The sequence below is a fragment of the Hymenobacter gelipurpurascens genome, assembly GCF_900187375.1.
GTDB lineage: Bacteria > Bacteroidota > Bacteroidia > Cytophagales > Hymenobacteraceae > Hymenobacter > Hymenobacter gelipurpurascens.
The window spans coordinates 2,272,749-2,297,094 of sequence record NZ_FYEW01000001.1; the positions used below are offsets into that span (position 1 = coordinate 2,272,749).

Annotated in this window: 28 protein-coding genes and 1 pseudogene; 16 read left to right on the plus strand and 13 right to left on the minus strand. The window is 55.8% G+C overall.

Features of this window, described 5'->3' with window-relative positions; genetic code table 11:
* Positions 1-24: 24 nt before the first annotated feature.
* Together CFT68_RS09610 and CFT68_RS22330 are read right to left on the minus strand one after the other, a co-directional pair.
* Positions 25-396, minus strand: coding sequence for a YtxH domain-containing protein (locus CFT68_RS09610; RefSeq protein ID WP_088843214.1), 372 nt, complete (start codon positions 394-396; stop codon positions 25-27).
* A gap of 139 nt (positions 397-535) precedes the next feature.
* Positions 536-970: a CsbD family protein gene (locus CFT68_RS22330; RefSeq protein WP_088843215.1), complete on the minus strand. Its 435-nt coding sequence runs from the start codon at positions 968-970 to the stop codon at positions 536-538.
* A gap of 254 nt (positions 971-1,224) precedes the next feature.
* Between CFT68_RS22330 and CFT68_RS09620 the strand changes: the two genes are divergently transcribed.
* Positions 1,225-1,461, plus strand: a complete 237-nt coding sequence (locus CFT68_RS09620; RefSeq protein WP_088843216.1) for a Kazal-type serine protease inhibitor domain-containing protein — start codon at positions 1,225-1,227, stop codon at positions 1,459-1,461.
* A gap of 41 nt (positions 1,462-1,502) precedes the next feature.
* Positions 1,503-1,880 (plus strand): cupin domain-containing protein, encoded by a 378-nt coding sequence (locus CFT68_RS09625; protein ID WP_088843217.1) that lies wholly within the window; start codon positions 1,503-1,505, stop codon positions 1,878-1,880.
* Positions 1,881-1,945: 65 nt separating this feature from the next.
* Here the strand turns inward: CFT68_RS09625 and CFT68_RS09630 are convergent, their stop codons facing one another.
* The 3 genes from CFT68_RS09630 to CFT68_RS09640 are packed head-to-tail and all read right to left on the minus strand — an operon-like array spanning position 1,946 to position 4,538.
* Positions 1,946-2,698 (minus strand): LytR/AlgR family response regulator transcription factor, encoded by a 753-nt coding sequence (locus tag CFT68_RS09630; protein ID WP_088843218.1) that lies wholly within the window; start codon positions 2,696-2,698, stop codon positions 1,946-1,948.
* Positions 2,679-3,737: a sensor histidine kinase gene (locus tag CFT68_RS09635; RefSeq protein WP_088843219.1), complete on the minus strand. Its 1,059-nt coding sequence runs from the start codon at positions 3,735-3,737 to the stop codon at positions 2,679-2,681. Before CFT68_RS09635 ends, CFT68_RS09630 begins: the two co-directional genes overlap by 20 nt.
* Positions 3,738-3,764: 27 nt before the next feature.
* A complete protein-coding gene (locus CFT68_RS09640; RefSeq protein WP_088843220.1) occupies positions 3,765-4,538 on the minus strand; it encodes a hypothetical protein in 774 nt (257 codons plus the stop codon).
* Between the two features lie 196 nt (positions 4,539-4,734).
* On the opposite strand from CFT68_RS09640, the gene CFT68_RS09645 reads away from it, so the two are divergent.
* Together CFT68_RS09645 and CFT68_RS09650 are read left to right on the plus strand one after the other, a co-directional pair.
* The gene (locus tag CFT68_RS09645) at positions 4,735-5,595 is read left to right on the plus strand and encodes a dienelactone hydrolase family protein (RefSeq protein ID WP_088843221.1); all 861 of its coding nucleotides are present in this window, start codon (positions 4,735-4,737) and stop codon (positions 5,593-5,595) included.
* A 14-nt stretch (positions 5,596-5,609) separates the two neighbouring features.
* The gene (locus CFT68_RS09650; protein ID WP_141106506.1) at positions 5,610-6,233 is read left to right on the plus strand and encodes a hypothetical protein; all 624 of its coding nucleotides are present in this window, start codon (positions 5,610-5,612) and stop codon (positions 6,231-6,233) included.
* 69 nt (positions 6,234-6,302) lie between these two features.
* Here CFT68_RS09650 and CFT68_RS09655 read toward each other — a convergent pair whose 3' ends face one another.
* Positions 6,303-7,880, minus strand: a complete 1,578-nt coding sequence (locus CFT68_RS09655; protein ID WP_088843223.1) for a M28 family metallopeptidase — start codon at positions 7,878-7,880, stop codon at positions 6,303-6,305.
* Between the two features lie 357 nt (positions 7,881-8,237).
* Between CFT68_RS09655 and CFT68_RS09660 the strand changes: the two genes are divergently transcribed.
* Positions 8,238-8,495 (plus strand): hypothetical protein, encoded by a 258-nt coding sequence (locus tag CFT68_RS09660; RefSeq protein WP_088843224.1) that lies wholly within the window; start codon positions 8,238-8,240, stop codon positions 8,493-8,495.
* A 253-nt stretch (positions 8,496-8,748) separates the two neighbouring features.
* On the opposite strand, the gene CFT68_RS21500 is transcribed toward CFT68_RS09660, so the two are convergent.
* Positions 8,749-9,009, minus strand: a complete 261-nt coding sequence (locus CFT68_RS21500) for a hypothetical protein (protein WP_141106507.1) — start codon at positions 9,007-9,009, stop codon at positions 8,749-8,751.
* A 284-nt stretch (positions 9,010-9,293) separates the two neighbouring features.
* Here CFT68_RS21500 and CFT68_RS09665 point away from each other — a divergent pair, with 284 nt between their 5' ends.
* The 9 genes from CFT68_RS09665 to CFT68_RS09705 all read left to right on the plus strand — a co-directional run bounded on the left by CFT68_RS09665 (position 9,294) and on the right by CFT68_RS09705 (position 16,452).
* On the plus strand, positions 9,294-10,265 hold the full coding sequence (locus CFT68_RS09665) for a proline iminopeptidase-family hydrolase (RefSeq protein WP_088843225.1): 972 nt from the start codon (positions 9,294-9,296) through the stop codon (positions 10,263-10,265).
* Between the two features lie 30 nt (positions 10,266-10,295).
* Positions 10,296-10,586, plus strand: a complete 291-nt coding sequence (locus tag CFT68_RS09670) for a putative quinol monooxygenase (RefSeq protein ID WP_088843226.1) — start codon at positions 10,296-10,298, stop codon at positions 10,584-10,586.
* A 114-nt stretch (positions 10,587-10,700) separates the two neighbouring features.
* Positions 10,701-12,512, plus strand: a complete 1,812-nt coding sequence (locus CFT68_RS09675; protein WP_088843227.1) for an ABC transporter ATP-binding protein — start codon at positions 10,701-10,703, stop codon at positions 12,510-12,512.
* A 32-nt stretch (positions 12,513-12,544) separates the two neighbouring features.
* Positions 12,545-12,907 (plus strand): hypothetical protein, encoded by a 363-nt coding sequence (locus CFT68_RS09680; RefSeq protein ID WP_088843228.1) that lies wholly within the window; start codon positions 12,545-12,547, stop codon positions 12,905-12,907.
* Between the two features lie 48 nt (positions 12,908-12,955).
* Positions 12,956-13,219: a barstar family protein gene (locus CFT68_RS09685; protein ID WP_088843229.1), complete on the plus strand. Its 264-nt coding sequence runs from the start codon at positions 12,956-12,958 to the stop codon at positions 13,217-13,219.
* A gap of 87 nt (positions 13,220-13,306) precedes the next feature.
* Positions 13,307-14,311: a hypothetical protein gene (locus CFT68_RS09690; protein ID WP_088843230.1), complete on the plus strand. Its 1,005-nt coding sequence runs from the start codon at positions 13,307-13,309 to the stop codon at positions 14,309-14,311.
* A gap of 50 nt (positions 14,312-14,361) precedes the next feature.
* A complete protein-coding gene (locus CFT68_RS09695; protein ID WP_088843231.1) occupies positions 14,362-15,183 on the plus strand; it encodes an alpha/beta fold hydrolase in 822 nt (273 codons plus the stop codon).
* A 32-nt stretch (positions 15,184-15,215) separates the two neighbouring features.
* Complete coding sequence (locus CFT68_RS09700; RefSeq protein ID WP_088843232.1) at positions 15,216-15,626, plus strand: ACT domain-containing protein; 411 nt, start codon at positions 15,216-15,218, stop codon at positions 15,624-15,626.
* A 124-nt stretch (positions 15,627-15,750) separates the two neighbouring features.
* Positions 15,751-16,452: a hypothetical protein gene (locus CFT68_RS09705; RefSeq protein ID WP_088843740.1), complete on the plus strand. Its 702-nt coding sequence runs from the start codon at positions 15,751-15,753 to the stop codon at positions 16,450-16,452.
* Between the two features lie 63 nt (positions 16,453-16,515).
* On the opposite strand, the gene CFT68_RS09710 is transcribed toward CFT68_RS09705, so the two are convergent.
* Positions 16,516-17,469 (minus strand): pectinesterase family protein, encoded by a 954-nt coding sequence (locus tag CFT68_RS09710; protein WP_088843233.1) that lies wholly within the window; start codon positions 17,467-17,469, stop codon positions 16,516-16,518.
* A 172-nt stretch (positions 17,470-17,641) separates the two neighbouring features.
* Between CFT68_RS09710 and CFT68_RS22485 the strand changes: the two are divergent.
* Both CFT68_RS22485 and CFT68_RS09720 read left to right on the plus strand, forming a co-directional pair.
* Positions 17,642-18,240: pseudogene (locus CFT68_RS22485) on the plus strand (DUF3885 domain-containing protein).
* A gap of 70 nt (positions 18,241-18,310) precedes the next feature.
* Positions 18,311-19,231, plus strand: a complete 921-nt coding sequence (locus CFT68_RS09720) for a carboxypeptidase-like regulatory domain-containing protein (RefSeq protein WP_088843235.1) — start codon at positions 18,311-18,313, stop codon at positions 19,229-19,231.
* A gap of 63 nt (positions 19,232-19,294) precedes the next feature.
* On the opposite strand, the gene CFT68_RS09725 is transcribed toward CFT68_RS09720, so the two are convergent.
* The 5 genes from CFT68_RS09725 to CFT68_RS09745 all read right to left on the minus strand — a co-directional run bounded on the left by CFT68_RS09725 (position 19,295) and on the right by CFT68_RS09745 (position 24,331).
* The gene (locus CFT68_RS09725) at positions 19,295-20,116 is read right to left on the minus strand and encodes an enoyl-ACP reductase FabI (protein WP_088843236.1); all 822 of its coding nucleotides are present in this window, start codon (positions 20,114-20,116) and stop codon (positions 19,295-19,297) included.
* A 147-nt stretch (positions 20,117-20,263) separates the two neighbouring features.
* Positions 20,264-21,937 (minus strand): DNA repair protein RecN, encoded by a 1,674-nt coding sequence (gene recN, locus CFT68_RS09730; protein WP_088843237.1) that lies wholly within the window; start codon positions 21,935-21,937, stop codon positions 20,264-20,266.
* 151 nt (positions 21,938-22,088) lie between these two features.
* Positions 22,089-23,009 (minus strand): type IX secretion system protein PorD, encoded by a 921-nt coding sequence (gene porD / locus CFT68_RS09735; RefSeq protein ID WP_170934753.1) that lies wholly within the window; start codon positions 23,007-23,009, stop codon positions 22,089-22,091.
* Positions 23,002-23,652, minus strand: coding sequence for a phosphopantothenoylcysteine decarboxylase domain-containing protein (locus CFT68_RS09740; RefSeq protein WP_088843239.1), 651 nt, complete (start codon positions 23,650-23,652; stop codon positions 23,002-23,004). The genes porD and CFT68_RS09740 overlap by 8 nt, the downstream gene beginning before the upstream one ends.
* Before the next feature lie 112 nt (positions 23,653-23,764).
* Entirely contained in the window at positions 23,765-24,331 is a 567-nt protein-coding gene (locus CFT68_RS09745) for a flavoprotein (RefSeq protein WP_088843240.1), read from the minus strand.
* Positions 24,332-24,346 lie beyond the last annotated feature (15 nt).

The window sequence follows — 24,346 nt, forward strand, 5'->3', positions numbered from 1 at the left end:
AAGGTTACGCTGAGTCAAAAAAAATTAATGAATAGAGCCGTGCGTGTGCCGGGCATCTCCCCCGATACCATCGTAGTCGGAGTCGCCATCGTGCGTGAAACCGGCTTCCGAAATAGTTGGGCCACTGGGGCGGTTGAGCGAGCTCAGCAGGTTATCGGCGGCGGAGCGGTCGGAGCGCTGCTGGTCTGTCGCGGGCTCGCCGGGCTTCAAGGAATTCAGGCGGTCTAGGCCACCTTTCACAAGCTTGTTGAGGTCGCCGCCAAATTTAGAGGCCGACTTTTTCAAACCTGAACGGGTTTCGTCGCCGGTTTCAGGAGCCAGCAGTAGGCCCGCCACAATTCCCGCGGTTGCACCCGCCAATAGAGAGAGAATTACTTTGCCTTTCGTGTCTTGCATGGGAAGTAAGTAATTGGGTGAAGGAAATGCTCAGGGCTACCTGCCGCTACTCCTCATATAACGCGGTTCGGGCAAGGTTGTTAATAAAAAAGCCTCTGCCTTCCGAAGAAAGCAGAGGCTTTTCACAAAGCTAAGTGGCCTACAGGTCGTTCAGCATTTTTACAATTTCAGCTTTGGCTTTGCCCAGCTTGTTCTGCAGGCGGCCTACTAGCTCATCACCCTGGCCTTCAGCGTAGGTCAGGTCTTCGTCGGTGAGCTGTGCGTACTGCTGCTTCAGCTTGCCTTTGGCTTCGTCCCAGTTGCCTTTCATTTTCAGCTTCGAGCCAGCGCCGGTCAGGCCCATATCCTCGAGCTTCTCGATATAGCCTTTGAAACGGGTGTCCAGATCTTCGCCGTATTTAGCCAGCTGGTCGCCAACTTGGCCGCTGTATTTAGTTGCAGTAGCGCCGAGTTTTTCGCGGGTGGCTTTGCCTTTATCAGGAGCCATCAGCAGACCGGCAATGATGCCAGCACCAGCACCAGCTAAAGCAGCGAGGAGAATTTTACCCGAGTTGTCTTCTTCGTAATGCGACATAGTAGTGGAGAGAGAAAGGGAGTGAAAAATTAGGGTTCAGGTTCAGTGGCCTAGTGTAGGGCCTAGCAACATCGCGCTGCCAGCCAACAGAGGTACCAATGTTGGGACTATACGGAGGTCTGCAGTCCAGGTTATAGTATTAGGGCAAAAATAGTTCTCACGAAATATTTAGCCGTATACAGATACTGCGGCGTTGCGTCGCGTATTTTGGCGTCGGTTCGCCGCTCCCTTCCTCCCACCTAGCTGCTTTACGTATGAAGACGCTTCTCACCCTGCTTGCCAGTGCCAGCCTCTTCGGCGGCTGCCAAAGCTCCACTCCTGCCACGGCCCAACAGCCTTGCATCGATACCACTAAAATCCGGACGGATGGCATTTGCACGATGCAGTACGACCCAGTTTGTGGCTGCGACGGCAAAACCTACAGCAACGAATGCGTGGCCACCAACGCTGGCGTAACCCGGTTCACCAAGGGCGCCTGCGGCGCTCAGTAACCGCGGGCGCCATTTTCCCTACTCTTCCCTTCTTCTACTTTATGTCTGAGAAACGCTATTTCCGTCAGCAAAACCCGTTCATAGTTCCCACTACCGATGGCAAGCTCATTGAGGAGCACATTGGCTATGCCAGCACCGGCACCGGTGAGTATAGCGTAGCGCACATGGTGGCGCCGCCCCAGTGGAGTGAGCCGCACCAGCGCCCCGAGTTTGACGAGGTAACGATAGTAGTGCGCGGCCGGAAACGCTTCGAGATTGACGGCGACGTGGTAGAATTGGGCGCGGGCGAATCGTTACTGATCAAGGCCGGAGCGCGGGTGCGCTACTCCAACCCGTTTGATGCGGAGTGCGAGTACTGGTCGGTTTGCGTGCCGGCGTTCAGCCCCGCTACCGTGAACCGGGAGGAGGAACAGGCCTAGCGGCAAGCACCTACTATTGACAAAACACCCCGCTGCATAGTAGTGGGGCGTCTTGTTTTTTGCGATTAATCGGTTAGCCACTTGCGTAGTTGCGGGGTGCGGTGGCTGCTGCTAGTGAGGGTAATGGCCTGCCCTTTCAGGTGCACTACTAAGGTATCGTTGAAGTAGGGCTCCAGCCGTTGGATAGCGCTGAGCTGCACTATCTCAGTGCGGTTTAGCCGGAAAAAGGCGGCCGGATTGAGCTGCGCCTCCAGTTGGCTAAGGGTTTCGTTGAGCACAAAAGCCCGGCCTTTCCCATCCAGGGCGTGTGCCACCCCATTGCGCAACTGGATGTAGGCCACCTCCGCCACATCTAGCAGGTATAACCCCGCCCGGGACTTGCTCACGAGGCGCTGTTTGTAGCGGGGTGCTGGCGTGGCGTAAGCCTGCGTCAGTTGCTGCAAAAGAGCTCCTTGGAATGACTGCCGGAGCCGCTCGTACTTCTGCATGGCAGCGGCAAACTGCGCGTATTGCACCGGCTTGAGCACGTAGCCTACTCCGTTCTGCTCAAAAGCCTGCACCAAGAATGAATCGTAGGCGGTAATGAAGATAATGGGGCTCGTGACAGCCACTTGCTCAAACAAGCTGAACACATTGCCATCCAGCAGCTCAATATCCGAGAGAATCAGGTCGGGGGCCGGGTGCTGGCGCAGGTAGGCGGCTGCCTCGCTCACCTGCTGGCACTCTCCTACTATCTGCGCCGCAGGGCTATACTGGTGCACAAAAAGGCGCAACTGGTCGGCGGCGGGTTCTTCATCCTCAATCAGCAGGAGTCGCATAGTCGGGTAAGGCGAGGGCGGGTAGTAAGGGCAACGTAACGGAGAAAGCTTCTGGCGTGCGGGCTACGGTTACGGGCCTGTCGGTTAGCAAGGCGAAGCGGGCACGCAGGCCGGCTAGGCCACTTCTTTCGCCTTCCATAGGCTGGGGCCGAGGCTGGCGATTATTGTGCAGCGTAAGAGCCTCCGCCGAGATAACCAGGCGCACACGCAAGGGCTGGGCCCGGCTGGCCAAGTTGTGTTTCACGGCATTGGTCAGCAGCTCTTGTAGCACGCCGGGAGGCAGCAACAGGCCTTTCAGCTCCTGCGGCGTCACGCGCAGGTCTTCCTCAAACTGGTAGGCTACCCCAAACCGCTTGCTTAGCAAGTATTGATAGTCATGGGCGAAGGCCAGCTCTTCCGTCATCGGCACTACTTCCTGCTGGCGGGTACGCACCAGATAGCGGTAGAGGTTGGCCAGGTGGCCTACGTAGTTGCGCGCCGCGGCATTATCGGGCTCAATGAGCGCCGACAGGATATTGAGGTTATTGAACAGGAAATGCGGGTCTACGTGCTGCTGCAGAGCTAGCAGGCGCGCGTGGGCAGCTTCTTTCTGCAGCGCCTCCAGCGCCGTTTGGGCGGTAGCGGCGTGCTGCTGGTACAGAAACGGCAGATACACGCTGCTGATAATAAGATACAGAACCAGATCAGCAAAAGAGCTGCGCACCACTTCGTACCACTCAAAGTTGGAAGTCTGGGTGCCCGGCAACAGGAGTAGCAGTAGCCCTAGGCCTCTCATCAGCACCAACGATCCTGCTGCACCCACCAGCATCAGCCAGAAGTAGTAGCTGGCGCCGGATGCTGTACGGCCCTGGGCCAGCCAACGCCGGTTGAGCGTATCGAGCACATAGATGCTGAGCAGCGCCTGCAGAAATATCCAGAACGGAGCATCGGGGAACAGATAGAATTCCTCGATGCGCGGGGCCATGGTCAGGCGTGTGAACACGGCCATCAGCACCGATAACGCCAGAATAAACAAATAGAACCACGGTTTTTTGCGCATTATAGCCGGAAGATACGGAGTGGGGTTCTACAGGCCTATGGTTTTGGCCTCTTTGCCCGCTTCGTCGAAAAAGCGCACTACGGGCTGGTTTTTCGCATCCACGCCGATGGTCAGGCGCAGGCGGCCCTTGCTATCCTTGAAATCCAGGGTAGACTGCTCATCATTAGCCAACAACATCACCCGGTTGTCGCCCTGCTGATCATTCATGAGCAAGGCCGACGACTTGCTGCGCGTGGTGCCCATATACACGCGGGGCAACAGGCCTAGCTTGCCCTCGCGTTGGGCCTGCGTTTTCTCCTCAGGCGTAGCGTTCTTGTATCGCTCCTGCATGGCCGTTACAGATTCCTCGGGGGCGTCATTGAATGTAAGGCCGGCCGTGTAGTTGGGGCCTTGCTGCTGATACGTGAGGGCTATTACCTGGTCCTGCCCAAACCGATCAAGCGAGAAATGACCGCCGGCCTGCACCTTGCCCTGGGCATCCTTTTGTCCTCCGAAAATCAGGCCGCCGCACTCCTCTCCTTTGTCGTTGTAAAACAGCATGCCGGGGTTGGAGCGCTTGTAATCGATGTGTTTGCCATCAATAGTCACTCCCTGCGGAAACCGCTCCTTATTGGCCATAATCATTTTTACGGTGCCGTCAGGCTCTATCAGGTTGAGGCGCTCCACGGATATTTCGCCGAAGCGCATGATTTTCTCGGGCTTACTGAAGGCACAGAATACCAGCACTACCAGCGCGGCAGTAGTGCCTAGGGTATAGGTTTTCAGGAATTTCACGTCGCGGGCAAGCTGTTGAGGATTCATAGAATGGGGCTTTTGAGTTAGTGTATGCCCAAACTTGACGCTATGCCCGCCGCAAAGCAGGTAAAATCGGGTGAGTGCCGGAAAAATCGAGTGAGTGCGGGAAAAATGGGGTCGAACCAAGCTTCCATACTCGCAACCTGCCGAATACAGGTTATTTGCTACCTTTCTTCCTTATCTCCCGCCTTTCTAGCCCACTATGGATCAGCGCATCATTAATCTCTTCGACGAGTACACCCACGCCCCGCTCACCCGCAAAGAGTTTATGGAGCGGCTGGTGAAGCTGGCCGGCGGCGCGGCCCTGGCTGCCGTGGCCCTGGGCGTGCTGGAGCCCGGCTACGCCCAGGCCGCCACCACTCCTGCCGATGATAATGACTTGATAACGGAAGACGTGACCTGGCCCGGCGATGCCGGCGTAACGATGAAAGGCTACCTGGTATACCCCAAAGGCAAAAAGAAGCGCGGCGCCGTAGTCGTCATTCATGAGAACCGGGGCCTCACTCCCCACATTAAGGACATAACGCGCCGCGTGGCCAAAGCCGGGTACTTGGCATTGGGTGTTGATGCGCTATCGGTTTTTGGCGGTACGCCCGCTAATGAGGACGAAGGCCGCACGCTCATCGGCAAGCTGGATAAGCAGCAGAACCTGAATAACTACCTGGCAGCCCTGGCCTACCTGCGCCAGCGCCCCGACTCCAATGGCAAAACGGGCTGCGTGGGCTTCTGCTGGGGCGGCGCCATGGCCAACAGCCTCGCCACCCACGACCCCAAACTGAACGCCGCCGTGGCCTACTACGGCACCCAGCCCCCTGCCGAGGAAGTTTCCAACATCAAGGCGGCTCTCATGCTGCACTACGCCGGCCTCGATGAGCGTGTAAATGCCGGCATGGTGGCCTACGAAACCGCCCTGAAAGCGGCCGGCGTGAAGTACGAGCAGTACGTGTACCCCAACGTGAATCACGCCTTCAACAACGACTCCTCCCCGGCCCGCTACAACGCCGAAGCCGCCAAGCTCTCCTGGGAACGAACGCTGAAACTGTTTAAAGCAAAGCTGAGCTAATGCGTTTTTTGCACATGAAATTATCTAGTACGACTATCAACACCCGCTTGCTGGCCTTCTCGCTTTGTGGAATGCTACTCGGCAGTTGCCAGGAAACTACTCCGCGGGATATTGCTACGGCAGCACCGGATGTATCCGCCGATTCTGCAATGGCTTCAGCAGAAACCACCGGCGAATATTTGGACTGGGAAACTGCCTCACTCAACGGTAAGCAACCCGCGCTGGGCAAAACTGAGGCACTCTACAAGATGCTAGGCCAGCCCGATAGTGTGGTGAAGCCTAACATGAACGAATTCTGCGGTTCGTTCTATGACAAGCCACTTCAGTACGCCTACTTCAAGCAAAGCGTGGTAGAAGTGTATGGCGACACGGCGGTTATCGGCTCGCTCAACTTTCGCAACAACCCGCAGTTGGAGCTTCGCACGGCGGCAATCCGCCTGAACCATAACACCACGCTCGATGAACTTACTAAGCGGTTTCCGCAAGCCGCGAAAAAGCAAGGCAGCGTAGATGTAGAAGGCCTCGGTAAGCTCACTACCATTAGCATACCCACGGGCAAAACCCCTAATGATGACGCATGGTTGCTGTTTTTTGACGGTGGCAAACTTGTCCGGATTGACTACTGGATGCCTTGCTAGGCCAGTAGCTGCATAGAAAAAGCCCCGCTCAGTATACTTGAGCGGGGCTTTTTCTGTGAGGCTATTGGCCTAGAGGCGCTGCGTTTCCGGCTTAGCGGCAGGAAGCGGCTTGCGGGGCAGCTTCTGGTCGCGCATGGCGGCTTGGTACACGAAGGAAGCTACCAACACCGAGGCCTGCTTAAGGTCATCGGCGGGGAGGCGCTCGTAGGTGTCCATGTTGGTGTGGTGGGTGCGAGAGCCGTAATCCAGGGGATCCTGGATAAACTGGAAGCCCGGCAGGCCTACGGCATCGAAGGAGAGGTGGTCGGTGCCGCCGGTGTTGCGCGTGGTAACGGTGGTGGCGCCTAGGTCGGCGAAGGGCTGCAGCCACTGCTGGAAGATGGGCGCTACGGCCTCGTTGCCTTGGGCGTAGATGCCGCGGATTTTGCCGGCACCGTTATCGAGGTTGAAGTAAGCAGCCAGCTTCTCGTGCTCCGGCAGCAGCTTCATGGTAGCAGGGTCGGCGAAGTGGTTTTTCACGTAGTTGCGCGAGCCGAACAGGCCCTGCTCCTCTTCGCCCCACAGGGCAATCCGGATGGTACGGCGCGGCTGCACGCCGGTAGCTTTCAGAATGCGCACAGCTTCCATCATGATAGCGCAGCCGGCGGCGTTATCAGTGGCACCGGTGGCGGCGTGCCAAGAGTCGAGGTGGCCGCCCAGCATTACTACTTCGCTTTTCAGCTTCCGGTCGGTGCCGGGGATTTCGGCTACTACGTTGTAGCCTTTCAGGTCCTTATCCTGAAAACGTGTGCGGGTTTCCAGCTCTATTTCTACCGGAATACCGGCCTCCGAGAGGCGAATCAGGCGCAACTGGTCTTCAGGAGACATTTCCAGCTCCGGCAGCACGGGCTTGGCATCGGCGGCGTAAGGCGCGCCGTTGGAGGTGAAGAATGTGCCATCGGAGCCGCCCCGGGTGCTCAGGATGGCCGCCGCACCTTCGCTCAATATCATATCCGACATCTTGGTCCGCAGAGCCATCATGGTGCGGCGCTGGGCCATGCGTTTCTCCATTTCGGCCTCATCCGGCTTGGCGGCGGTGGCTTCGGGCTTGAAGTCGGCCATTTTCTTCAGCTCGTCGTCGGTGTAGCGCTTGGCATCGGGTTCGAAGCTGGGTTTGGGCGGGTTGGCTACGTCCAGCAGCACGATCTTGTCGCGCAGCTGGCCTTTGTATTTATCTAGTTCAGCTTCCGTAGTGGCTTTGAGCACCACCACCTGCTTTTTCAGGGAGCCGTTGGTGCTGGGCGTCCAGGCTTTGGGCGCGCCGATGAGGGTGTGGTAATACGGCGCCGTCATGGCTACATATGACTTCTCGATGTCCCATCCGCGGCCGAAAGTGCCCCAGGGCTCCACGTTGGCTTTCACGAGGCCCCAGCTGGTGAGCTGCTTCTTCGTCCACTCATTAGCCCGATTAAGGCCATCAGAGTTAGCGAGGCGCGGGCCGCACACATCCGTTAGGTAAAAGGCCGTTTCCATCACTTTGGAACGGTTCATTCCTTCGTCCTTGATCTTAGCCAAGGCCGCCTGATCCATTTTCTCGGCTTGCTGGGCCAGTGCGGGTGCTGCAAAGGCCAGACTACCGGCCAACGTGAGTAAGGTTAGTTTATGCATCTGAGTTGGTTATTGGAAAGAAGCTTCAGAAGCTAAAGTAACCGGAATGGCCGAGGCGTTGCGTACGAAATATCTGCCACGGCTTTTCCTGGTGCAGCGCGGTGCAGCAGGCCCATAGCCAAAGCCCGATTGCTTGGCTGCCTGACCACGGACAGTGGCCTACGGAATAAACTTTGGGGAGCATAGCAAACTGCGTAGGCCAGGTTTAAAACTATCCCTGCGAACCCACCAAAATACCTCATAAGCTCAACCGGAGGCAGCTTTCAACTCCTGGTTGAGCTTTTGCTTTTTTACTGGTCCGCCTTATCCAGCCTTGAAATGCCGCCGTAAAAATACCGAACTCACTTGCTACCCCCTATGCCACTGCATCGCGAACTAGATAAGAAACTCAGCAAAACATTTGAGCCTTCCACTAGCATCGACGACGTGTTTAAAGGCTACGACATCACGTTTGTAACCAACGAACACGGCGAGCCGGTCACGCTGTTTTTTGGCAAGCGCCGCCCCAATGGCCTCATTGCCGGCGAGCGGTACACGCGCACCATCAAGCGCCAGCCCGGCAGCCTGGAGGTAAAATCCAGCCACTGGGATTTGCGCGGCAAAAGCCTGCGCTAGGTTAGAGGCAGGCCGCCAAGGATAGTTAACAAAAGAACGTCATGCTGAGCGCAGTCGAAGCATCTCTACCGCTTCTCTAGGCCAGTTGATTATCCAGAGATGGAGATGCTTCAACTTCGCTCAGCATCACGTTCTTTTTGCTTACTGTCCACACACCCTAGGCCAGTCTGACTAGGCGTGAAAAAGCCTCCCATATTTATGGGAGGCTTTTTCGGTAAGCTATCAGTATAGTTGCCTAGCAATACACCACTAACTATGCGGCTATGTAGTTGTACTTGTTATCCAGTAAGCGCAGCAGTTCGGCTTCGTTACGCACCGGGCCGCGGTAACGTAGCTTTCCGGCAAACAGGCTTCCGGCATACAACTCAATCTGTCCGCCACTGGCGGGCACAAACACGCGCAGCATCTCTCTTGGGCTAGCGCGCACGTAAGTAGTACCCGCTACCTGATCAGATGTAGAAGCGTCCCACTGAATGGAGAAGAATCCGGCTTGGTGCAAAAGTCTGGTCAGCATATTTTTTTCTGTTTTCCGGCTACCAAGTTCCTGATTTGCAACGATTTTTGAATCAGGATAAATGCTGAAATTCTACCATTTCTTTCAGGATTTGTAGTACGTATTTATCCCGGTCAGTCAGATGCCGCAGCCAGCTTCGATATGTTGATCTAACAAAAACGCGCCCTCTCGTAGACTTTTGAGGATTTACCACAAGGATGTTGCCCAGGTTCCTCATATTCGGGGGCCCAAGCTCACCTTAGCGTGGGCCTTTCTGCTTCTATCTTTTCTTGCTCCGCTACCTTATGCCCTTCCGCCAAGCGTTATTCTCCTGTCTGCTATTTCTTCTGCCCTTCCTAGCCAGCGCCCAGGCACCCGATAGCAGTTATGTTGCGAAAATGAATGCGCCGGGCGTGAAGATGATATCCGTGGATGGCAAGTACAAAGTCTGGACGCAAAAGATTGGAGAGGGTAAAATAAAGCTCCTGCTACTGCACGGCGGCCCCGGCAACACCCACGAGTACTTCGAGAATTTCCCGGAGCATCTGGCCAAGGAAGGCGTTGAAATTTATTATTACGACCAACTCAACTCCTACCATTCCGACAAAACCGAGGACAAAAGCGTCTGGAACATTCCGCGTTTTGTGGAGGAGATAGAGCAGGTGCGCCAGGGCTTGGGGCTGGAGAAGTTCTACCTCCTAGGCCACTCCTGGGGCGGAATGCTGGCGCTAGAATACGCCGCTAAGTACCCGCAGCACCTAAAGGGCCTAATCACCTCCGATATCGGCTACAAAGCCACCGTGTTCAACAAGAACCGCTACAGCCAGTATGCCGACATCATTCGGCGCCACGCGGCCAAGGATGGCAAGACTGTACCTGGCCTAGACACCATGGGGCTGCGGACACTGTCGGCGCACATCACGCCCGCCGTGCAAACCGAATTCCGTAGCCTGCACATGATGCGCCTGAAACCTGAGCCACCCATCTTCACGCGCAGCCAGGCCCACATTATCCGGACGTATGCTGCCATTATGCTGCCCACTATGGTATCCTGGGATTTTGAGTCGCGGCTGGCTTCTATCAAACCGCCTACGCTGGTTATCGGCTCGAAGTACGACTTCGTACCGGTGGAGGATATTGCCTACATGCAGAAGCGCATTCCGAGCTGCCAAGCCTATATCTGCCCTGAAGGCTCGCACTACGCCATGTGGGACGACCCGCAGCATTACTTCCCGGCTTTGATTAAGTTTCTGCAGAAAACGGAGCGAAAAGGGTAACTTCTCAAGTGTACCCTGTGAGCTACTGCCATGACCATTGAATACATCCGCTACCGTATTGCTGAAGAGCAGCAGCCGGCCTTCCTTGAAGCCATCCGTAGCGCCCACCAGCTATTGGCCGCCCCCCCCGATTGCCTCAACTACGAGCTCACACACTGTGAAGAAGACCCGACGCTGTTTATCTGGCGCATCGAGTGGACCTCCGTGGAGCGGCACCTCAATGGCTTCCGCAAAAGCCCGGAGTTTGGGGCATTTTTCCAGCTGGTGAAGCCGTTTTACACAAGTATCCAGGAGATGAACCACTATGCGGTGTTAGAGTAAGAGAACGTCATGCTTCAACTGCGCCTCTGCATGACGTTTCCCTGCAAGAAGTTCTCATAACCCCACTCCCCCAACGCTCGTCTAACCGGCTACCCCTCACCTAGCTAATTCTGCATGAGTCTCTGGGAAATTATTAAGCGTCTACTCCCATACGTCCGCCCGTACCGCACGCTGGTTATTGGTACGCTGCTGCTCACACTGGTGGGCTCTCTGGCAGCCCAGGTAAACCCATTTGTGCTGCGCTACACCGTGGATACCGTGCAACGGCTCCTCGACCAGGGCAAAGGCTTGGCGGAAGGCATGAACCTGCTACTGCTGGTGAGTGGGCTGCTGCTGGGCAAGGAGCTGATAAACACGCTCATCCAGTTCGGACAGAAGTATTACGGCGAGAAAATCCGCATCAGCGTATCGAGCACGCTTTCCCAGGATGCGGTGCGCAAGGTGCTGGGCTACGAGCTAGGCTTCTATGCTGATAACGGCAACCAAACCGGTAAGCTCCAGACCCGCATTGATAGAGGCGTGGAGAGCCTGATGAAGCTGGTACAAAACTTCTTTATTGATATTCTGCCGCTGTTCGCCAACGCCATTGTGGCGCTGGTGGTCATGTTCATGAACAACCTGTATGTAGGCCTGGTGGCCGTAGCAGTGCTGCCGGTCTACTTCTGGCTGAGCTACCGCCAGGCCGACCGCCTCAATGGCACCCGCCGCGCTCTGCGTGGCCTACGCGAAGCCAAAAGCCAGGGCCTCGTGAACCTGATCGACTCGGCGGTGGTCATCAAGAGCTTTGTGCGCGAAGACTACGAGGAGCAGAAGCAGGCAGGCCTACAGCAGAACCTGCAGGAAGCCCAGCTGCAGACGCGCAAAGTCAACTTCCGCTATGATGGCCTCAAGACGTTTACGGAGCAAATCGGCGTGGTCCTGATCATCATCCTGACGGCCTATCTGGTGCTGGACCGGCAGATTTCCATAGGGGCCATTATGTTCCATATTCTGCTGTTCAACAACGTATCGGCGCCCATCCGGCAGCTGCACCGCATCTACGATGAGATGAACGACGCCCTCACCTACTCCGAGGGCTTCTTTGATATTCTCGACGCCGAAGACGCTACCGAGCAAACCGGCACGCTGCAGCCCGACCACCTGCGCGGCCGTTTCGAAATCTGCAACGTGGATTTCACTTACCCCAGCGGCACCCAGGCGCTTTATGATGTGTGTCTGACCATTGAGGAAGGCAAAACTACCGCCCTCGTAGGCCTGTCGGGCGCCGGCAAAAGCACCATCATCAACCTGCTTTGCAAATTCTACGAGCCCGACCACGGCAAAATGCTCCTTGACGGCAAGCCCCTGGCCGACTACGACACCCACGCCCTGCGCCAGCAAATAGGCCTAGTGCTCCAGAAAAACCACATTTTCAAAGGTACCATTGAGGAAAACATCCGCTACGGCGTGATGGATGCCACCTTCGAGCAGATACAGGCCGCCGCCAAACAGGCCTACCTGCACGAGCAGATCATGCAGCTGCCGAAACAGTACGAGTCGGATGCTCAGCAGCTCTCCGGGGGGCAGCAGCAGCGCATTGCCATTGCGCGGCTGTTCCTGAAAAACCCGCCCATCATCTTCCTCGACGAGCCCACCGCCTCCCTCGATGCCATTGCCACCGAGCAAATCAAGAACAGCCTGGAAGCCATCAAGAAAGGCCGCACCGTAGTCATCATCTCCCACAGCCTCGCCCAAATCGTGGATTCCGACTGCATCTTCGTGATGAAGCAGGGCCGCATGGTGGAAAGCGGCACCCACGAAGAGCTCTACGACATGCGCGGCACCTACCGCGAAATCTTCGACGCTTCGGCCCGCAGTCTCAATATTGAGAAACTAGCCCGGGTGATGGTAGACGATGAGGATGAGGTGGGCGATACAGCAGCGTAAGCGAAATTTTAAAGCTTGTATTATCTTTTGCTATGCTTGTCACACTTCATGCTATCATCAAGCTTGATAAGCTCCCATATACTGAAACGATTATGGGAGGACCAGTAGAATATGAGCGTATTGCTCCCCTATTTGCTTTTTATAATGTTGAACTAGAAATAGCTAACCGTAGGATTATTCTTGAAACAGAAATTAGGGATTTTGGGAATGGTATAGGTGTTGACTGGGACTCTGACGACTTTAGAGAGCTACTCTATACTCATCTTAAGTTCACCGGAGTGAATAAAGTATATGCCTTAGTAAGTGAAAGTACTTGGCGCATTTATACTAATGAGCAGATACACTTTCCCGTGAGTTTACTGCTTGACCCAATTGATGCGGCTAAACAGATGTAATCCTGTTTGCTCCTTAAGCCATATCAATGGCATATCATCACTCCTACCATGACCCTAGACCTGACCGGCATCACCAGCAAAGTAGCTATACACCAGTTGTTCAAGGAAAAGCTGGGCTTTGAAGGGTGGTATGGCCCTAGCTGGGATGCCTTTTGGGACTCCATTGTGGCCATCGTGGAAATGCCAGAGCAACTGACCCTCACGAACTGGGATGAATTTGCGCAGCACTGCCCTCGCGACATGGAGATTCTGCGGCAGGTACTACATGACTACAACGCAGAAATGGCCCCAAAGCGCATTATACTGGCCTAGGCCCAACCCTATAAGCTCAGGCTGCCAGACTACCGTTGCCAACTATGTGCTTGGTCATACCTTTAAGGGCTGATTCGCCTTGCCACTATGAGATACTTTCTGCTGGTAGCCTTGCTAAGTGCCAGCCTCTGCGCTACGGCTCAGAAGCCGCCGTTTATCGCCCGCACTATTACATTGCCCAAGGAAATTGCGGACCGCAACAATCAGTTTTCCGGCCTTTTTATTCGGGGCAGTCAGCTGTTTCTGCTTGGGGAGAGCCGGCTACAGGAGCGCGCCGAGGCCAAAGTATACGCTGTAGATTTGGTCAGCCTTGACGGCCAGTTGGCGCAGAAGTCACGGGAGGTGGCCTACAGGAAGTACAGCATCCGAAACCTGGACAAAATCAGGGCCCATATCGACAGTATCTGCCAGGTGTACGAAGGGTTGGAGGGGCTGACCATGGTAGGTAACACGGCCTATTTTACCATCGAAACGACCACGCCCTCGGCCTACTGCTACCTGATTAAGGGTACCGTAGACGATGCCGGCGCCACCATTACCATCGACACGCGCTACCTGGTGCCGCTGGCCAAACCCGCCCTCACTGATGGCTCACACATTCATAACGCCGGCTTCGAGGCAGCTACGGGCTACAACAAGAGCCTGCTTTTGCTATTTGAATACAACTACTTCACGCACGACAACTACGCCCTCCGCATCCCTGACGCCACCGACCTGCCCGACATTCCGCAGTACGTGCCCGTAGCCCGGCTACCCTTCCGCGTGACAGACTTGGTGTACGAAGGCAAGAACTGCTTCACGGCCATCAACTACTTCTACAACGGCGACGACGATAAGGTATATCGCCCAACCCCTGCCGACCCAAACACCCGACTGGTGCTGCAGGGTGGCAAGTATGAGAACTATTGCCGCTTGATCAGCCTGCGCTATAAGCGGGGCAAAGTCAGCTGGAAACCCTTGTTTGAGCTGCCCCGCGAGTACATGACCTACAACTGGGAGGGCCTGGCTGCTTACAAAGGCGGCTACTTCCTGATGAACGACAAATACGGGCCTTCCAACCAGTCTACCCTGTTGTATGTGCAGAAGCGGTAGGTGAGAAGCTTAGGTTGACATCAATCACTCAAAAGCGCTAGCTTGGATACATGGCTCGTTACTCGTTGCTACTGATTCTGCTGATCTTCACCCGCCTGGCCCTAGGCCAGGTGGTGCCTTATGGCAATAACCCTACTGCGGGAAAATACGCTACGGTGCGCGGCGTGAAGCTGTACTACGAAACGTACGGTGTTGGGTCAACTCTGCTGTTACTCCACGGTAACGGCGGGAGCAGCAAAGCCTTCCAGAAAACCATTCCCTACTTCGCTAAGCACTACCGCGTACTAGCGCTGGATAGTCGGGCGCACGGCAAATCCGTTGACCGCTCCGACTCGCTGAGCTTTGAGATGATGGCCGACGACTGCGCGGCCTTGCTCACCCAATTGCACCTCGACTCGGCCTACGTGTTAGGCTGGAGCGACGGGGGCATCACGGCGCTCTTGCTAGCCCAGCGCCATCCGGAGAAAGTGAAACGCTTTGCCGCCACCGGCGCTAACCTCTGGCCCGACTCTACGGCCCTGGTGCCGGAGGTGTGGCAGCAAATGAAACGGGGCTACCAGGAAGGCCGCACGCAAACGTTCACCGACCCAAGCCGCCGAAACGACTGGAAGGTATTTCTGCTTGACTGGCGCCACCCGCACATTTCTTTGGCTTCGCTGGCACAAGTCAAAGCTCCGGCTTTCATCATTGCTGGCGACCGAGACGTGATTCGGGCAGAACATACCCTAGCCATATACCATAATCTGCCGCGCGCCTGGCTCTGGATAGTCCCCAACAGTGGCCACGCGACTTTGCAGGAGCACGCCACCGAATTCAACCAGAAAGTCGACGAGTTCTTTCGAGCGAAACCCATTACGGCTCCTACGCGCTAAGTGCCCTGGCTGCTGATTTACCCCCGACTACTATGTCCATCGGCGAAGCGAACCTGGCGAAGCTGCTGCGCACCATGCGGCCGGAGCTGCAGCCGGGCACCTATGTGTATTGCACGGTAGCCTCTCTAAGTGGCCTAGACCTTGAGGAGTGCCTAGGTATTTTTCGGGAAAAGGAAGGCATCACGCTCATCCTGCCCCAAATTACCGCCGACCGGCTGCACCTGGCCTACACCTTCCGGGCCGCCTGGATAACGCTAACGGTGCACTCAGCCCTGGAAGCGGTGGGCCTGATGGCAGCGTTTGCGCAGGTACTGGGCAGCGCCGGCATCAGCTGCAACGTGGTAGCCGCCTTCTATCACGATCATATTTTTGTGGCCGTGCACGACGCTGAAAAAGCCATGCGCCTCTTGCAGCAGCTGGCTGACACCGGAGAAGTGGCCTAGGATTCTGCACAATAGTGGCCTACCACATGAGTGTTTGCTGAGCTCAGCCGTATACCCGCTAGCGCAGTGTGGCACAGCCGCCTGCCGGGCCACCATCGGCCGAAAACTCCAGCACACCCATTTCATGCACAACTTCACCGTAGAGCGCCTTTCTTTTGATACCCTCAGCGAGCTGCCGAATTCTTGGAACAACCAGGATTACCTCGAGCTGCTTCGCCAAATGAACTACGACAACCCCGAGGAGATTGAGCCCGCCGAGCTGAAAGCCATGTGCCTGATGTCGTTGACGGATCTGGAGCCCACCGAAGCCGCGCAGCTTGTGCTGGGCTACCTGTTTTCGGAGGAACTCAATGAGGGCCAAACGGAAAACCTAGCTCACCAGATGCTTACGGAAAAGCTCTGGGAAGAGAACCCGCAGCTAGGCCAGCACCAAGGCTTTTTCAAGGCTACTCAGCTGCTCTATGAGGCCTACAATGGCAAGTTTCCGCGCACGGAAGCCGTGCAGTTTCAGGTACAGCTCACGGCCGTGGAGGCCCCCGACCTTACCCTTTTCGATACGAACCCAGAGGCCCCTCTCTTGCGCTTGCTCGCTCAAGGCATGCCCGACAATACGCTGCTGAAACGCTTGTTCCATGAGCAACTCGATGGCACTAGTTTTCCCGAAGCCCAGGACATTGTGTGGCAGCTGCGCACCGTGAAAAAAGACGACAAGTCTGTTACCCTGGAAATTGTTAGCTCCGCCTACTGGCTCGATGATTTCAAGTACGCCGACACCTATGAGGCTACCACGCAGGCCGACGAATCGGTGGAGGAAGAAAGCCACTAACGGCTGCTTGCTACCTTTTGTAGTTTACGCGGTAACTCCCGACTGGCCTAGGCCAGTCGGGAGTTACTTTTTTAGCTTAACAGGGTTCCAGGCTTGCTGACTGGCAAAGATGTTTTGGAGCGTATAGTGCCTGGCTTCCTTGGCCGTAAGCTGCCGAGACCATGCCACGCGCCGGGTAGCGGCGGCACCGGGGCCGCTGGAGCGGTACTCGGCATAGAAGGCCGTTTTTTCGTTTTCCGGGTTCTTCCAGTTGTCCCAGCCCTCGGGCCGGATGTGGGTGCCCATGTATGTATTCAGATAGGCCACCTTGGCATACGGCCGCCAGGGCCGACCTAATGATACGTTGGTGGCCTGCGCAGTATCGGCCAGCAGTCGGCAATTCAGAAACACAAAGCCGTAGGCCTGTCCTTGCGGAGTAGAGGCCGCCGTAATATGCGAGTTCTTTTTACTCAGCACCACGCACTTATCAAATACCGCCGTGCTGGCCCCGAAGATGAAATCAGTAGTGCCCTCGATGTGGCAATTCTGAAAATACTGGCGGGTGTGGTCCGTTGCCAGAAACAGGGTATCCTGGTCGCCGAGAATCCAGCAATTATGGAACACGCAACGGTCGGCTTCTACGTGCAAGGCCACGGCTTGCCCGGCCGTGCGGCCCGCCGTGTTCTGAAACGTGAGATTTTCGGCCCGGAAGTCGTTGCCCTGAATGAGGACCGAGTGCGACGTGTAAGTGTTGATGTCGCCTTTGCCAGTGTGGTCATCGAAAGTGAGGATAGTCGCATTCTGATCGTCACCAATCAGGGAAATATGCGTTTTCAGTGCCGATACGACCAGCTTTTCCTTGTACACGCCGGGCTTGATGCGAATCACCACCTGCTTCTGCGACTGGTTCGGGACGGCATCAATGGCGGCTTGCACTGTCCGGAACTGCCCGCTGCCATCCTGCGCCACTACCAGGTCAGCGGCAAACGACTGGCCTAGCGTGAGCCAGCTAAGCAACAGAAGCACTATAAATTTCATGGTGGGCGCGGTAGGTGGGCCGGCAACTTATCAGAATGCCCACAGCTTTTGGCCGCCTTGCACCAGGTATTTTCGTGCAAACGATGTCGGGAACGTTGCCACAGTGGAACGACCCAATAATGTAAGTGAGCACTGCTTCCATCTCATCTCCCCGGCGCCACACCAGCCACTCATGGCTTCTCCTTTCTCTGAATTCCTACAGCATTATTATCCGGGCCTTTCCTTACGTGCTCCTCTGTTTTATTTGTGCCCAGTAGGTATTCGCTTCGATTTACAAAATGATTCGCCTTCCCCTGACGATGAATATTTCCGAGAAGTTGAGCGCCGGGCTACACTCCTATTCTAGTTGTTTATCAACAATGGCGCGGCAAAAGATTTCGAATTAAGCATAGCAATTATTTACTCCGTCAATTGCAGCGCTCTAAAAATCAGCTATTCTTTCAACGCATTGGAAATCCGTATCCAAAACACTTTCAATCAGGCCGTTGGCAGAGAGCAAGCGCCACTACTACTGCGGCGCAGTTGCCTTACGCAGCCATTCTACGCGCGATTAGTCATCAGGATTTTCGCTCCCGCAAACACCTGAATACACTGCATGGAGAAACATATTTTTTCAATCAGCGCACAAGTCTTCTTTTTCACATTTATGACGACCGCGGCGTAGATGTACTTGGCCCTACTGCAGCTTCCTTACATCCTCTGTACGAAACCTATAACCGCTGGATTCTGGAGTACGACCGACCTAGGATCAATACTTTGTTCGGGGCTTAGGCCTAGAATTTCTGTTGCTGCGGTATGGAATCCGGGTAGATAGTGCATCTGAAAGGCATACCCTCCTCTCATGAAACAACTGCTACTGCTTTGTCTGTCCCTGTTCTTACAAGTCAAGTCTCTAGCCCAACAGCCACAAGTAACCGGCCGTGTATTCGACGACAAGACTGGCCTAGGCCTACCTGGCGTCACTGTTTTGCAGCAAGGCACTTCTAATGGCATCTCCTCCGAATTTGACGGCCGTTTTACGCTAAGCCTAGAGGCAGGCACCGACAGCGTGATGCTTCAGGTTTCCTCCATTGGCTATCAGTCCCAGGAATTGCGGGTAGCGGCTGGCAGTAACATAGTGGTGCGGCTCCTGGAATCACCGGGCCTCTACTACTGCGACTTATGCGTTCTGCCAAAATTGGCTACCGGCCTTTCCAGCGGTTTGCTGTATACCCCCGTGGGCGGATCCATACAGGTATTTGGCGAAGGCCTGTTTGGGAAACCGGTATCTGCCACGGTGAACTATCGCACTAATCTGAGCCGGAATCATGCCCTGACGACCACTCTAAGCCTACCTCCTTTGTTTCCCAGGAAACGCCTGCATTTCCGGGAAAACCTAGTATTCCAACGGCTGCGTATCGCGGCCACTGACCTCGATTTTAGCAGTTACTTGGCTACCGCCGACGTAGGGTTTTACCGCATTGGCGGCGTGCGCCTACCCGATCTGCTAGTTGGCGTAGGGTATGGCCGGTACCGCTCAACGGGCCTGCACGAGACGCGTCTCAATTCAAGAGCGGGTTATTGCATGGGAGTGCGAGGCGAGTTCCTGCCCGATTCGTTTGGGCTTACTGGCTATGCGCTGGCCACTCGATGGCCCGGTTACTGGCAGCTTAGGGGGCAGCTCATGTACAGCTTCAATATTCACTACAAAATTGGGGTCGAATTCCAAGTCCTGCGCTCCTACAAAGAAGTGTCTGTAATCCTGAACCGCTTCTTCTACTAGCTCCCAAGCACAAAAAAGCCCGACCAAATTGGCCGGGCTTCCTCTTCGCTAACAACGACTGGCCTAGGCCTTGCTGTTCGTAATCAGTTCCACGATTTCCTCCGAGATGCCGGTGGTGCTGAAACCGCCGTCGTGCATGAGGTTCTGCATGGTCACGTAGCGAGTCAGGTCCGAGAACAGCGAAATGCAGTAGTCGGCGCACGCTTCGGCGGGGGCGTTGCCCAGCGGCGAAAGGCGGTCGGCGTACTCGTAGAACGCATCGAAACCGCTGATGCCGGTGCCGGCCGTGGTTTTGGTAGGCGACTGCGAAACCGTGTTCACGCGCACTTTCTTCAGCTTACCCAAGCGCTGGCCGTAGCTGCGAGCAATGCTCTCGAGCATAGCTTTGGCCTGCGACATATCGGTGTAGTCAAGGAAAGCCCGCTGCGCCGCGATGTACGACAGCGCTACCACCGAGCCCCACTCATTGAAGGCATCCTGCTTTTCGGCCACGGCCAGCATGCGGTGCAAGGAAAGCGCCGATACATCCAGCGTCTTCTGGTACCACTCGTAGTTCAGCTCGCCGTAGTGCTTGCCCTTCCGAATGTTGGCGCTCATGCCAATGCTGTGCAGCACGAAGTCAATTTTGCCACCAAAGTGCTCCTGCGTGCCGCTGAACAGCTTCTCCAGGTCCTCCATGGAAGTAGCATCGGCCGGAATGATGGGCGCGTTGCACTGCTCCGAAAGCTTGTTGATTTCGCCCATCCGCATAGCGAGGGGGGCGTTGGTGAGCACAAAGCGGGCACCTTCGGCGTGGGCCTTCAGGGCTACTTTCCAGGCAATAGATTCTTCGTTGAGAGCACCAGAAATGATGCCGACCTTACCAGCCAGTAGGTTGTTGGACATGTGGTGAGATTGTGAGCTTGTGAAGTTGTGAAAGGTAGGTGGCCCTGCCGCGGCTTCGGATGCAACAGTTGGCCCCAGACCGCGCCATAGTGGTTAGGCGACGCCAAGTTAGCTATTCACAAATTCACAATTCCACAACTTCGCTTTCTACCCCACCAATTCTTCCCCGCGCATAGCCAATAATTCGCGGGCGCTCTGGAAGGCATTCTGGCTGGGATTGGCACCGGAAATCATCTGGGCAATTTCCTGGATGCGCTCATCCAGATTCAGCGGCCGGATGCGGCTCACGGTGCGGTCGGCGCGGTCTTCCTTGTACACGAAGTAGTGGGCGTCGCCGGCGGCGGCCATCTGCGGCAAGTGGCTGATGGCAATAAGCTGGTGCTTGCGGGCCATCTGCTGCATCATGCGGCCCACTTTCACGGCAATTTCGCCGCTGATACCCGTATCGATTTCATCGAATACAATGGTCGGGAGAGCCGTTTTGTCGGCCAACATATACTTGATGCATAGCATCAGGCGCGAAAACTCACCACCGGAAGCAGACTTGCTCAGAGTCTGCGGCTGAGCACCTTTGTTGGCCGTAAACAGAATGCTGATAATATCAATGCCGCTGGCAGCCGGAGCACTGGCCTGGTGCTGCACCACAATGCGCGAGTGTGGCATGCCCAGCTCTGCCAATAGGCCTACCAGCTCTTTCTCAAACTTCGGGAACACCTTACGGCGCGACTCCGACAGGCGAGTGGCCTGCTTGGTCACAGCAGCCAAAGAAGCTTCCACATCACGGCGCAGGCGCGAAATCTGCTTATCAAGGTTTAGCACGGAGCCCACTTTGTCGCGCAGCTCGGAGCGAACGGCCAGCAGGGCCACTACATCGCGCACCTGGTGTTTGCGCTGCAGGCTATACAGCACATTGAGGCGGCCTTGCAGCTCATCTATGCGGGCCGGGTCTCCTTCCGTACGACGCTCGGCGGCCTCAATCTCGTCGGAAATATCGTGCAGCTCAATCAGGCAGCTATCTAGGCGCTGCTTGAGGTCTTTGAATGAATCAGCATACGCCGACACCTGGCCTAGGAGCGTGGCCGCTTCCTTTAGGCCACTGGTTACGCAGTACTCGCTTTCCGTTAGGCTTTGCATGGCCTGTGTCAGCTTATACTTGATTTCTTCGGCGTGCTCCAGCTGTTTTACTTCTTGCTCTACCTCCTCCTGGTTTTCATTATCGAGGCGGGCATCTTCCAGCTCACTAAGCAGGAACGTGTGATAATCCAGCTCCTTGTTGGCCTGTGCAACCTGGTCTTCCAGTGCCTTCAGGTCGGCTTCCAGCTTGCGGTATTGGCGGTGGGCATTGCTGTACTGGGCCCGGGTAGGCACTAGGCCAGCGTACAAGTCCAGCAGGTTGAGCTGAAACACCGCGTCGCCGAGCAGCAGCGTGTCGTGCTGGGAGTGGATGTCCATCAGGTTGGCCCCGATGTTGCGCAGCGTTTCCAGCGTTACGGGCGTGTCGTTCACGAAGGCCCGTGACTTACCCGCCGGACTAATCTCGCGGCGCAAGATGCACTGCGTATCGTAGTCGAGGTCTTCGGCTTCGAAGATGTCCTGGAGCTGGTAGCTGGAGATGTTGAACTGGCCTTCAATCACGCATTTTTTCTCCGTATCAAAGAGCATACGCGAGTCGGCGCGGTTGCCAAGCAGCAGGCCAATGGCGCCGAGCATAATGGACTTGCCGGCGCCGGTTTCACCCGTAATAATGTTGAGAAGAGCTGAAGGCCGTAGCTCCAGCTGCTCGATCAAGGCGTAGTTGCGAATGCGCAGGTCAACCAGCATAGCAATTCCAAATGAGGGCCGGGCAGCCGGCCATAGCTGAGAAAGAGAGAAGCTACTACACCGCCCATGAGAGGAGGCATAGTAGCTTCAACAAAGCTACTAACTCATTTAGTCAGATACTACTATTATTCGCAAAAGATACTAAATTTTCTTACGGCTGCCGTACAATCGACTGGTACTTAGCCGAATTAGTAGGATCAACCTCCGAGAGCAATGTAGCCACTGCTACCTTCTGCTGCTGGTCGGGGCTGCTGCGGAACACGTTGGCAATTTCGTCGGATTTGGTGGTAAAAAACGACCGTGCCAGCAACGTGCCTGGCCTACGCTGCACCGCCTGCTGCACGCCTTGCAAGGCTGTGGCAATGCTGGCACGAGCTTCCTCCGGCTTCGTGATAAAGATATCCATTCCGCGGCGGTAGTAGGCGTAAATACCCGTCCGGAACGCTTCCAGCTGCGGATCCTGCAGGTTATTAAGCAGCCAATAGCGGTTATCGGGGCCCAAGTCTTTCCAGCCGTCGTCTTGCTCGTTGGTTGAGTTCTGCGAAGCAGCATTTGACAGCACAATCCGCGCCCGATCATAATATGGTGAGCCCCCTAGCGATGCAAAACTGTCTTGATCCATGCCAATAATGATATAGGCGTAGAAGGTCAGCAAGGAGGATAGGTTACCGACAAACGTGTTTTCGGAGTAATCTATGGGGTTTTGTGGCGTGTAGTTGAACCTCCAGCTCGGATCGGCGAAGCTGAGCAGATTGGTTTCGTAGCCGGTGCCGTATACGGGGCGGGTGCTTAGTACACGTACCGTGGCCACATACGTGCCGTTCTGCGGAATCTGGCGGATACCCACGAAAAAGCGGCACCGTATTTTCTCCTGCGGACGATACGTTTGCCGCGTGAAGGAGCGCGTATTCAGAAACGTCTGCATGTCGTTCTGCATCTGCTGCACCAGCTGGCGGTCCGAGATGGTCACGTTTTCCGTCGTGACGCGCACCTCGGCCAGAAGTTCCTGCGCGCGAACCGGGTAAGCCAGTAGCAGAGGCAGCAGCAGGAGCAACAGGGAGAGTTTACGCATGGTGAGAGAGGCGGGCAAGAACTGTCTGAACAATGTCGCGGGCCACATCGGCTTTGGGCTTCAACTCAAAGGTAGTGATTTGGCCCCCTGCCTCCAGCAGCGTCACCTTGTTGGTATCGTGGCGGAAACCGGCCCCAGCATCGCGCAAGGAGTTCAGCACCACCAGATCAAAGTTTTTGCGCCGAAGCTTATCGAGGGCGTAGGCCTGCTCGTTTGTAGTCTCCAACGCAAAACCCACGGAATATTGTTCAGGGCGTTTGGAGTGGCCTAGCGTACCGGCAATGTCCACGTTCTTCACTAGCTCCAGCGTGAGCGTATCGCCGTCTTTCTTAATCTTGTTTTCGGCAACAGTTTTGGGCTTGTAGTCGGCCACAGCCGCCGCAAACACCCATACATCAGCCTCCGGAGCTACCGCCGCCGCGGCAGCGTACATTTCATCGGCAGTCTGTACACGTTGGGTCTGAATGCGTGGGTGTGCCGGATCGGGCAGACTAGTTGGCCCACTTACAAGCGTTACTTCTGCCCCTTCTGCCGCAAAAGCCTCAGCCAGCGCGTAACCCATTTTACCGGTGCTGTGGTTGCCGATGAACCGAACGGGGTCAAGGGGCTCGTAGGTAGGGCCGGCAGTAATAAGGACGCGCATTCGAGGATCAGATAAATAACAGCACGTCATCCTGAGCAGAGCGAAGGACTTTCTCTCGCCTGAACGAGGCGCTAGGCCAGTCGTTCTCGCGAGAGAAAGTCCTTCGCTCTGCTCAGGATGACGTGCCTTGTGATAGAAAAAACTGCTCCAGTTCCGTCATTATTTCTTCAGGCTCCAGCATGCGGCCGGGGCCCGCTAGGCCACTCGCCAGCTCACCCGAAGGCGAATCCCAGACGGTGGTGCCGTACTGGCGCAGGCGGGCAAGATTGGCCTGGGTGGCCGGGTGCTGGTACATATCCAGATCCATGGCTGGGGCCACGAACACAGGACAGCGAGCCGAGAGGTACACGGCATCTAGCAATGTGTCGCAGAGGCCGTTTGCCAGGTGGCCTAGCGTATTGGCCGAGGCTGGAGCAACCACCAGCGCATCGGCCCACAGGCCCAGGTGCACGTGGTTGTGCCATTCACCCGCGCGCTCATCCTTGATGAAACCCTGCAAAACAGGTTTTTTGGAGAGCGTACCCAATGTAAGGGGCGTAACAAAGGCCGGGGCCGAGGGTGTCAGGATAACCTGTACCTCCGCCCCGGCCTTCACCAGGAGCCGCACCAATAGCGCCGATTTGTAGGCCGCAATGCTTCCGCAAACGCCCAGCAAAATCTTACGCCCGTGCAGCGACATATCGTTTTATAAGAA

Coding starts and splice junctions, on each gene's coding strand:
- CFT68_RS09640 (WP_088843220.1), bottom strand. CDS start 4,538: ATGAATCCTCAACAGCTTGCCCGCGACGTGAAATTCCTGAAAACCTAT.
- CFT68_RS22330 (WP_088843215.1), bottom strand. CDS start 970: ATGTCGCATTACGAAGAAGACAACTCGGGTAAAATTCTCCTCGCTGCT.
- CFT68_RS09675 (WP_088843227.1), top strand. CDS start 10,701: ATGAGTCTCTGGGAAATTATTAAGCGTCTACTCCCATACGTCCGCCCG.
- CFT68_RS09660 (WP_088843224.1), top strand. CDS start 8,238: ATGCCACTGCATCGCGAACTAGATAAGAAACTCAGCAAAACATTTGAG.
- CFT68_RS09720 (WP_088843235.1), top strand. CDS start 18,311: ATGAAACAACTGCTACTGCTTTGTCTGTCCCTGTTCTTACAAGTCAAG.
- CFT68_RS09695 (WP_088843231.1), top strand. CDS start 14,362: ATGGCTCGTTACTCGTTGCTACTGATTCTGCTGATCTTCACCCGCCTG.
- CFT68_RS09690 (WP_088843230.1), top strand. CDS start 13,307: ATGAGATACTTTCTGCTGGTAGCCTTGCTAAGTGCCAGCCTCTGCGCT.
- porD (WP_170934753.1), bottom strand. CDS start 23,009: ATGCGTAAACTCTCCCTGTTGCTCCTGCTGCTGCCTCTGCTACTGGCT.
- CFT68_RS21500 (WP_141106507.1), bottom strand. CDS start 9,009: ATGCTGACCAGACTTTTGCACCAAGCCGGATTCTTCTCCATTCAGTGG.
- CFT68_RS09625 (WP_088843217.1), top strand. CDS start 1,503: ATGTCTGAGAAACGCTATTTCCGTCAGCAAAACCCGTTCATAGTTCCC.
- CFT68_RS09630 (WP_088843218.1), bottom strand. CDS start 2,698: ATGCGACTCCTGCTGATTGAGGATGAAGAACCCGCCGCCGACCAGTTG.
- CFT68_RS09670 (WP_088843226.1), top strand. CDS start 10,296: ATGACCATTGAATACATCCGCTACCGTATTGCTGAAGAGCAGCAGCCG.
- CFT68_RS09680 (WP_088843228.1), top strand. CDS start 12,545: ATGCTTGTCACACTTCATGCTATCATCAAGCTTGATAAGCTCCCATAT.
- CFT68_RS09620 (WP_088843216.1), top strand. CDS start 1,225: ATGAAGACGCTTCTCACCCTGCTTGCCAGTGCCAGCCTCTTCGGCGGC.
- CFT68_RS09650 (WP_141106506.1), top strand. CDS start 5,610: ATGAAATTATCTAGTACGACTATCAACACCCGCTTGCTGGCCTTCTCG.
- CFT68_RS09635 (WP_088843219.1), bottom strand. CDS start 3,737: ATGCGCAAAAAACCGTGGTTCTATTTGTTTATTCTGGCGTTATCGGTG.
- CFT68_RS09745 (WP_088843240.1), bottom strand. CDS start 24,331: ATGTCGCTGCACGGGCGTAAGATTTTGCTGGGCGTTTGCGGAAGCATT.
- CFT68_RS09710 (WP_088843233.1), bottom strand. CDS start 17,469: ATGAAATTTATAGTGCTTCTGTTGCTTAGCTGGCTCACGCTAGGCCAG.
- CFT68_RS09700 (WP_088843232.1), top strand. CDS start 15,216: ATGTCCATCGGCGAAGCGAACCTGGCGAAGCTGCTGCGCACCATGCGG.
- CFT68_RS09685 (WP_088843229.1), top strand. CDS start 12,956: ATGACCCTAGACCTGACCGGCATCACCAGCAAAGTAGCTATACACCAG.
- CFT68_RS09725 (WP_088843236.1), bottom strand. CDS start 20,116: ATGTCCAACAACCTACTGGCTGGTAAGGTCGGCATCATTTCTGGTGCT.
- CFT68_RS09655 (WP_088843223.1), bottom strand. CDS start 7,880: ATGCATAAACTAACCTTACTCACGTTGGCCGGTAGTCTGGCCTTTGCA.
- recN (WP_088843237.1), bottom strand. CDS start 21,937: ATGCTGGTTGACCTGCGCATTCGCAACTACGCCTTGATCGAGCAGCTG.
- CFT68_RS09665 (WP_088843225.1), top strand. CDS start 9,294: ATGCCCTTCCGCCAAGCGTTATTCTCCTGTCTGCTATTTCTTCTGCCC.
- CFT68_RS09705 (WP_088843740.1), top strand. CDS start 15,751: ATGCACAACTTCACCGTAGAGCGCCTTTCTTTTGATACCCTCAGCGAG.
- CFT68_RS09740 (WP_088843239.1), bottom strand. CDS start 23,652: ATGCGCGTCCTTATTACTGCCGGCCCTACCTACGAGCCCCTTGACCCC.
- CFT68_RS09610 (WP_088843214.1), bottom strand. CDS start 396: ATGCAAGACACGAAAGGCAAAGTAATTCTCTCTCTATTGGCGGGTGCA.
- CFT68_RS09645 (WP_088843221.1), top strand. CDS start 4,735: ATGGATCAGCGCATCATTAATCTCTTCGACGAGTACACCCACGCCCCG.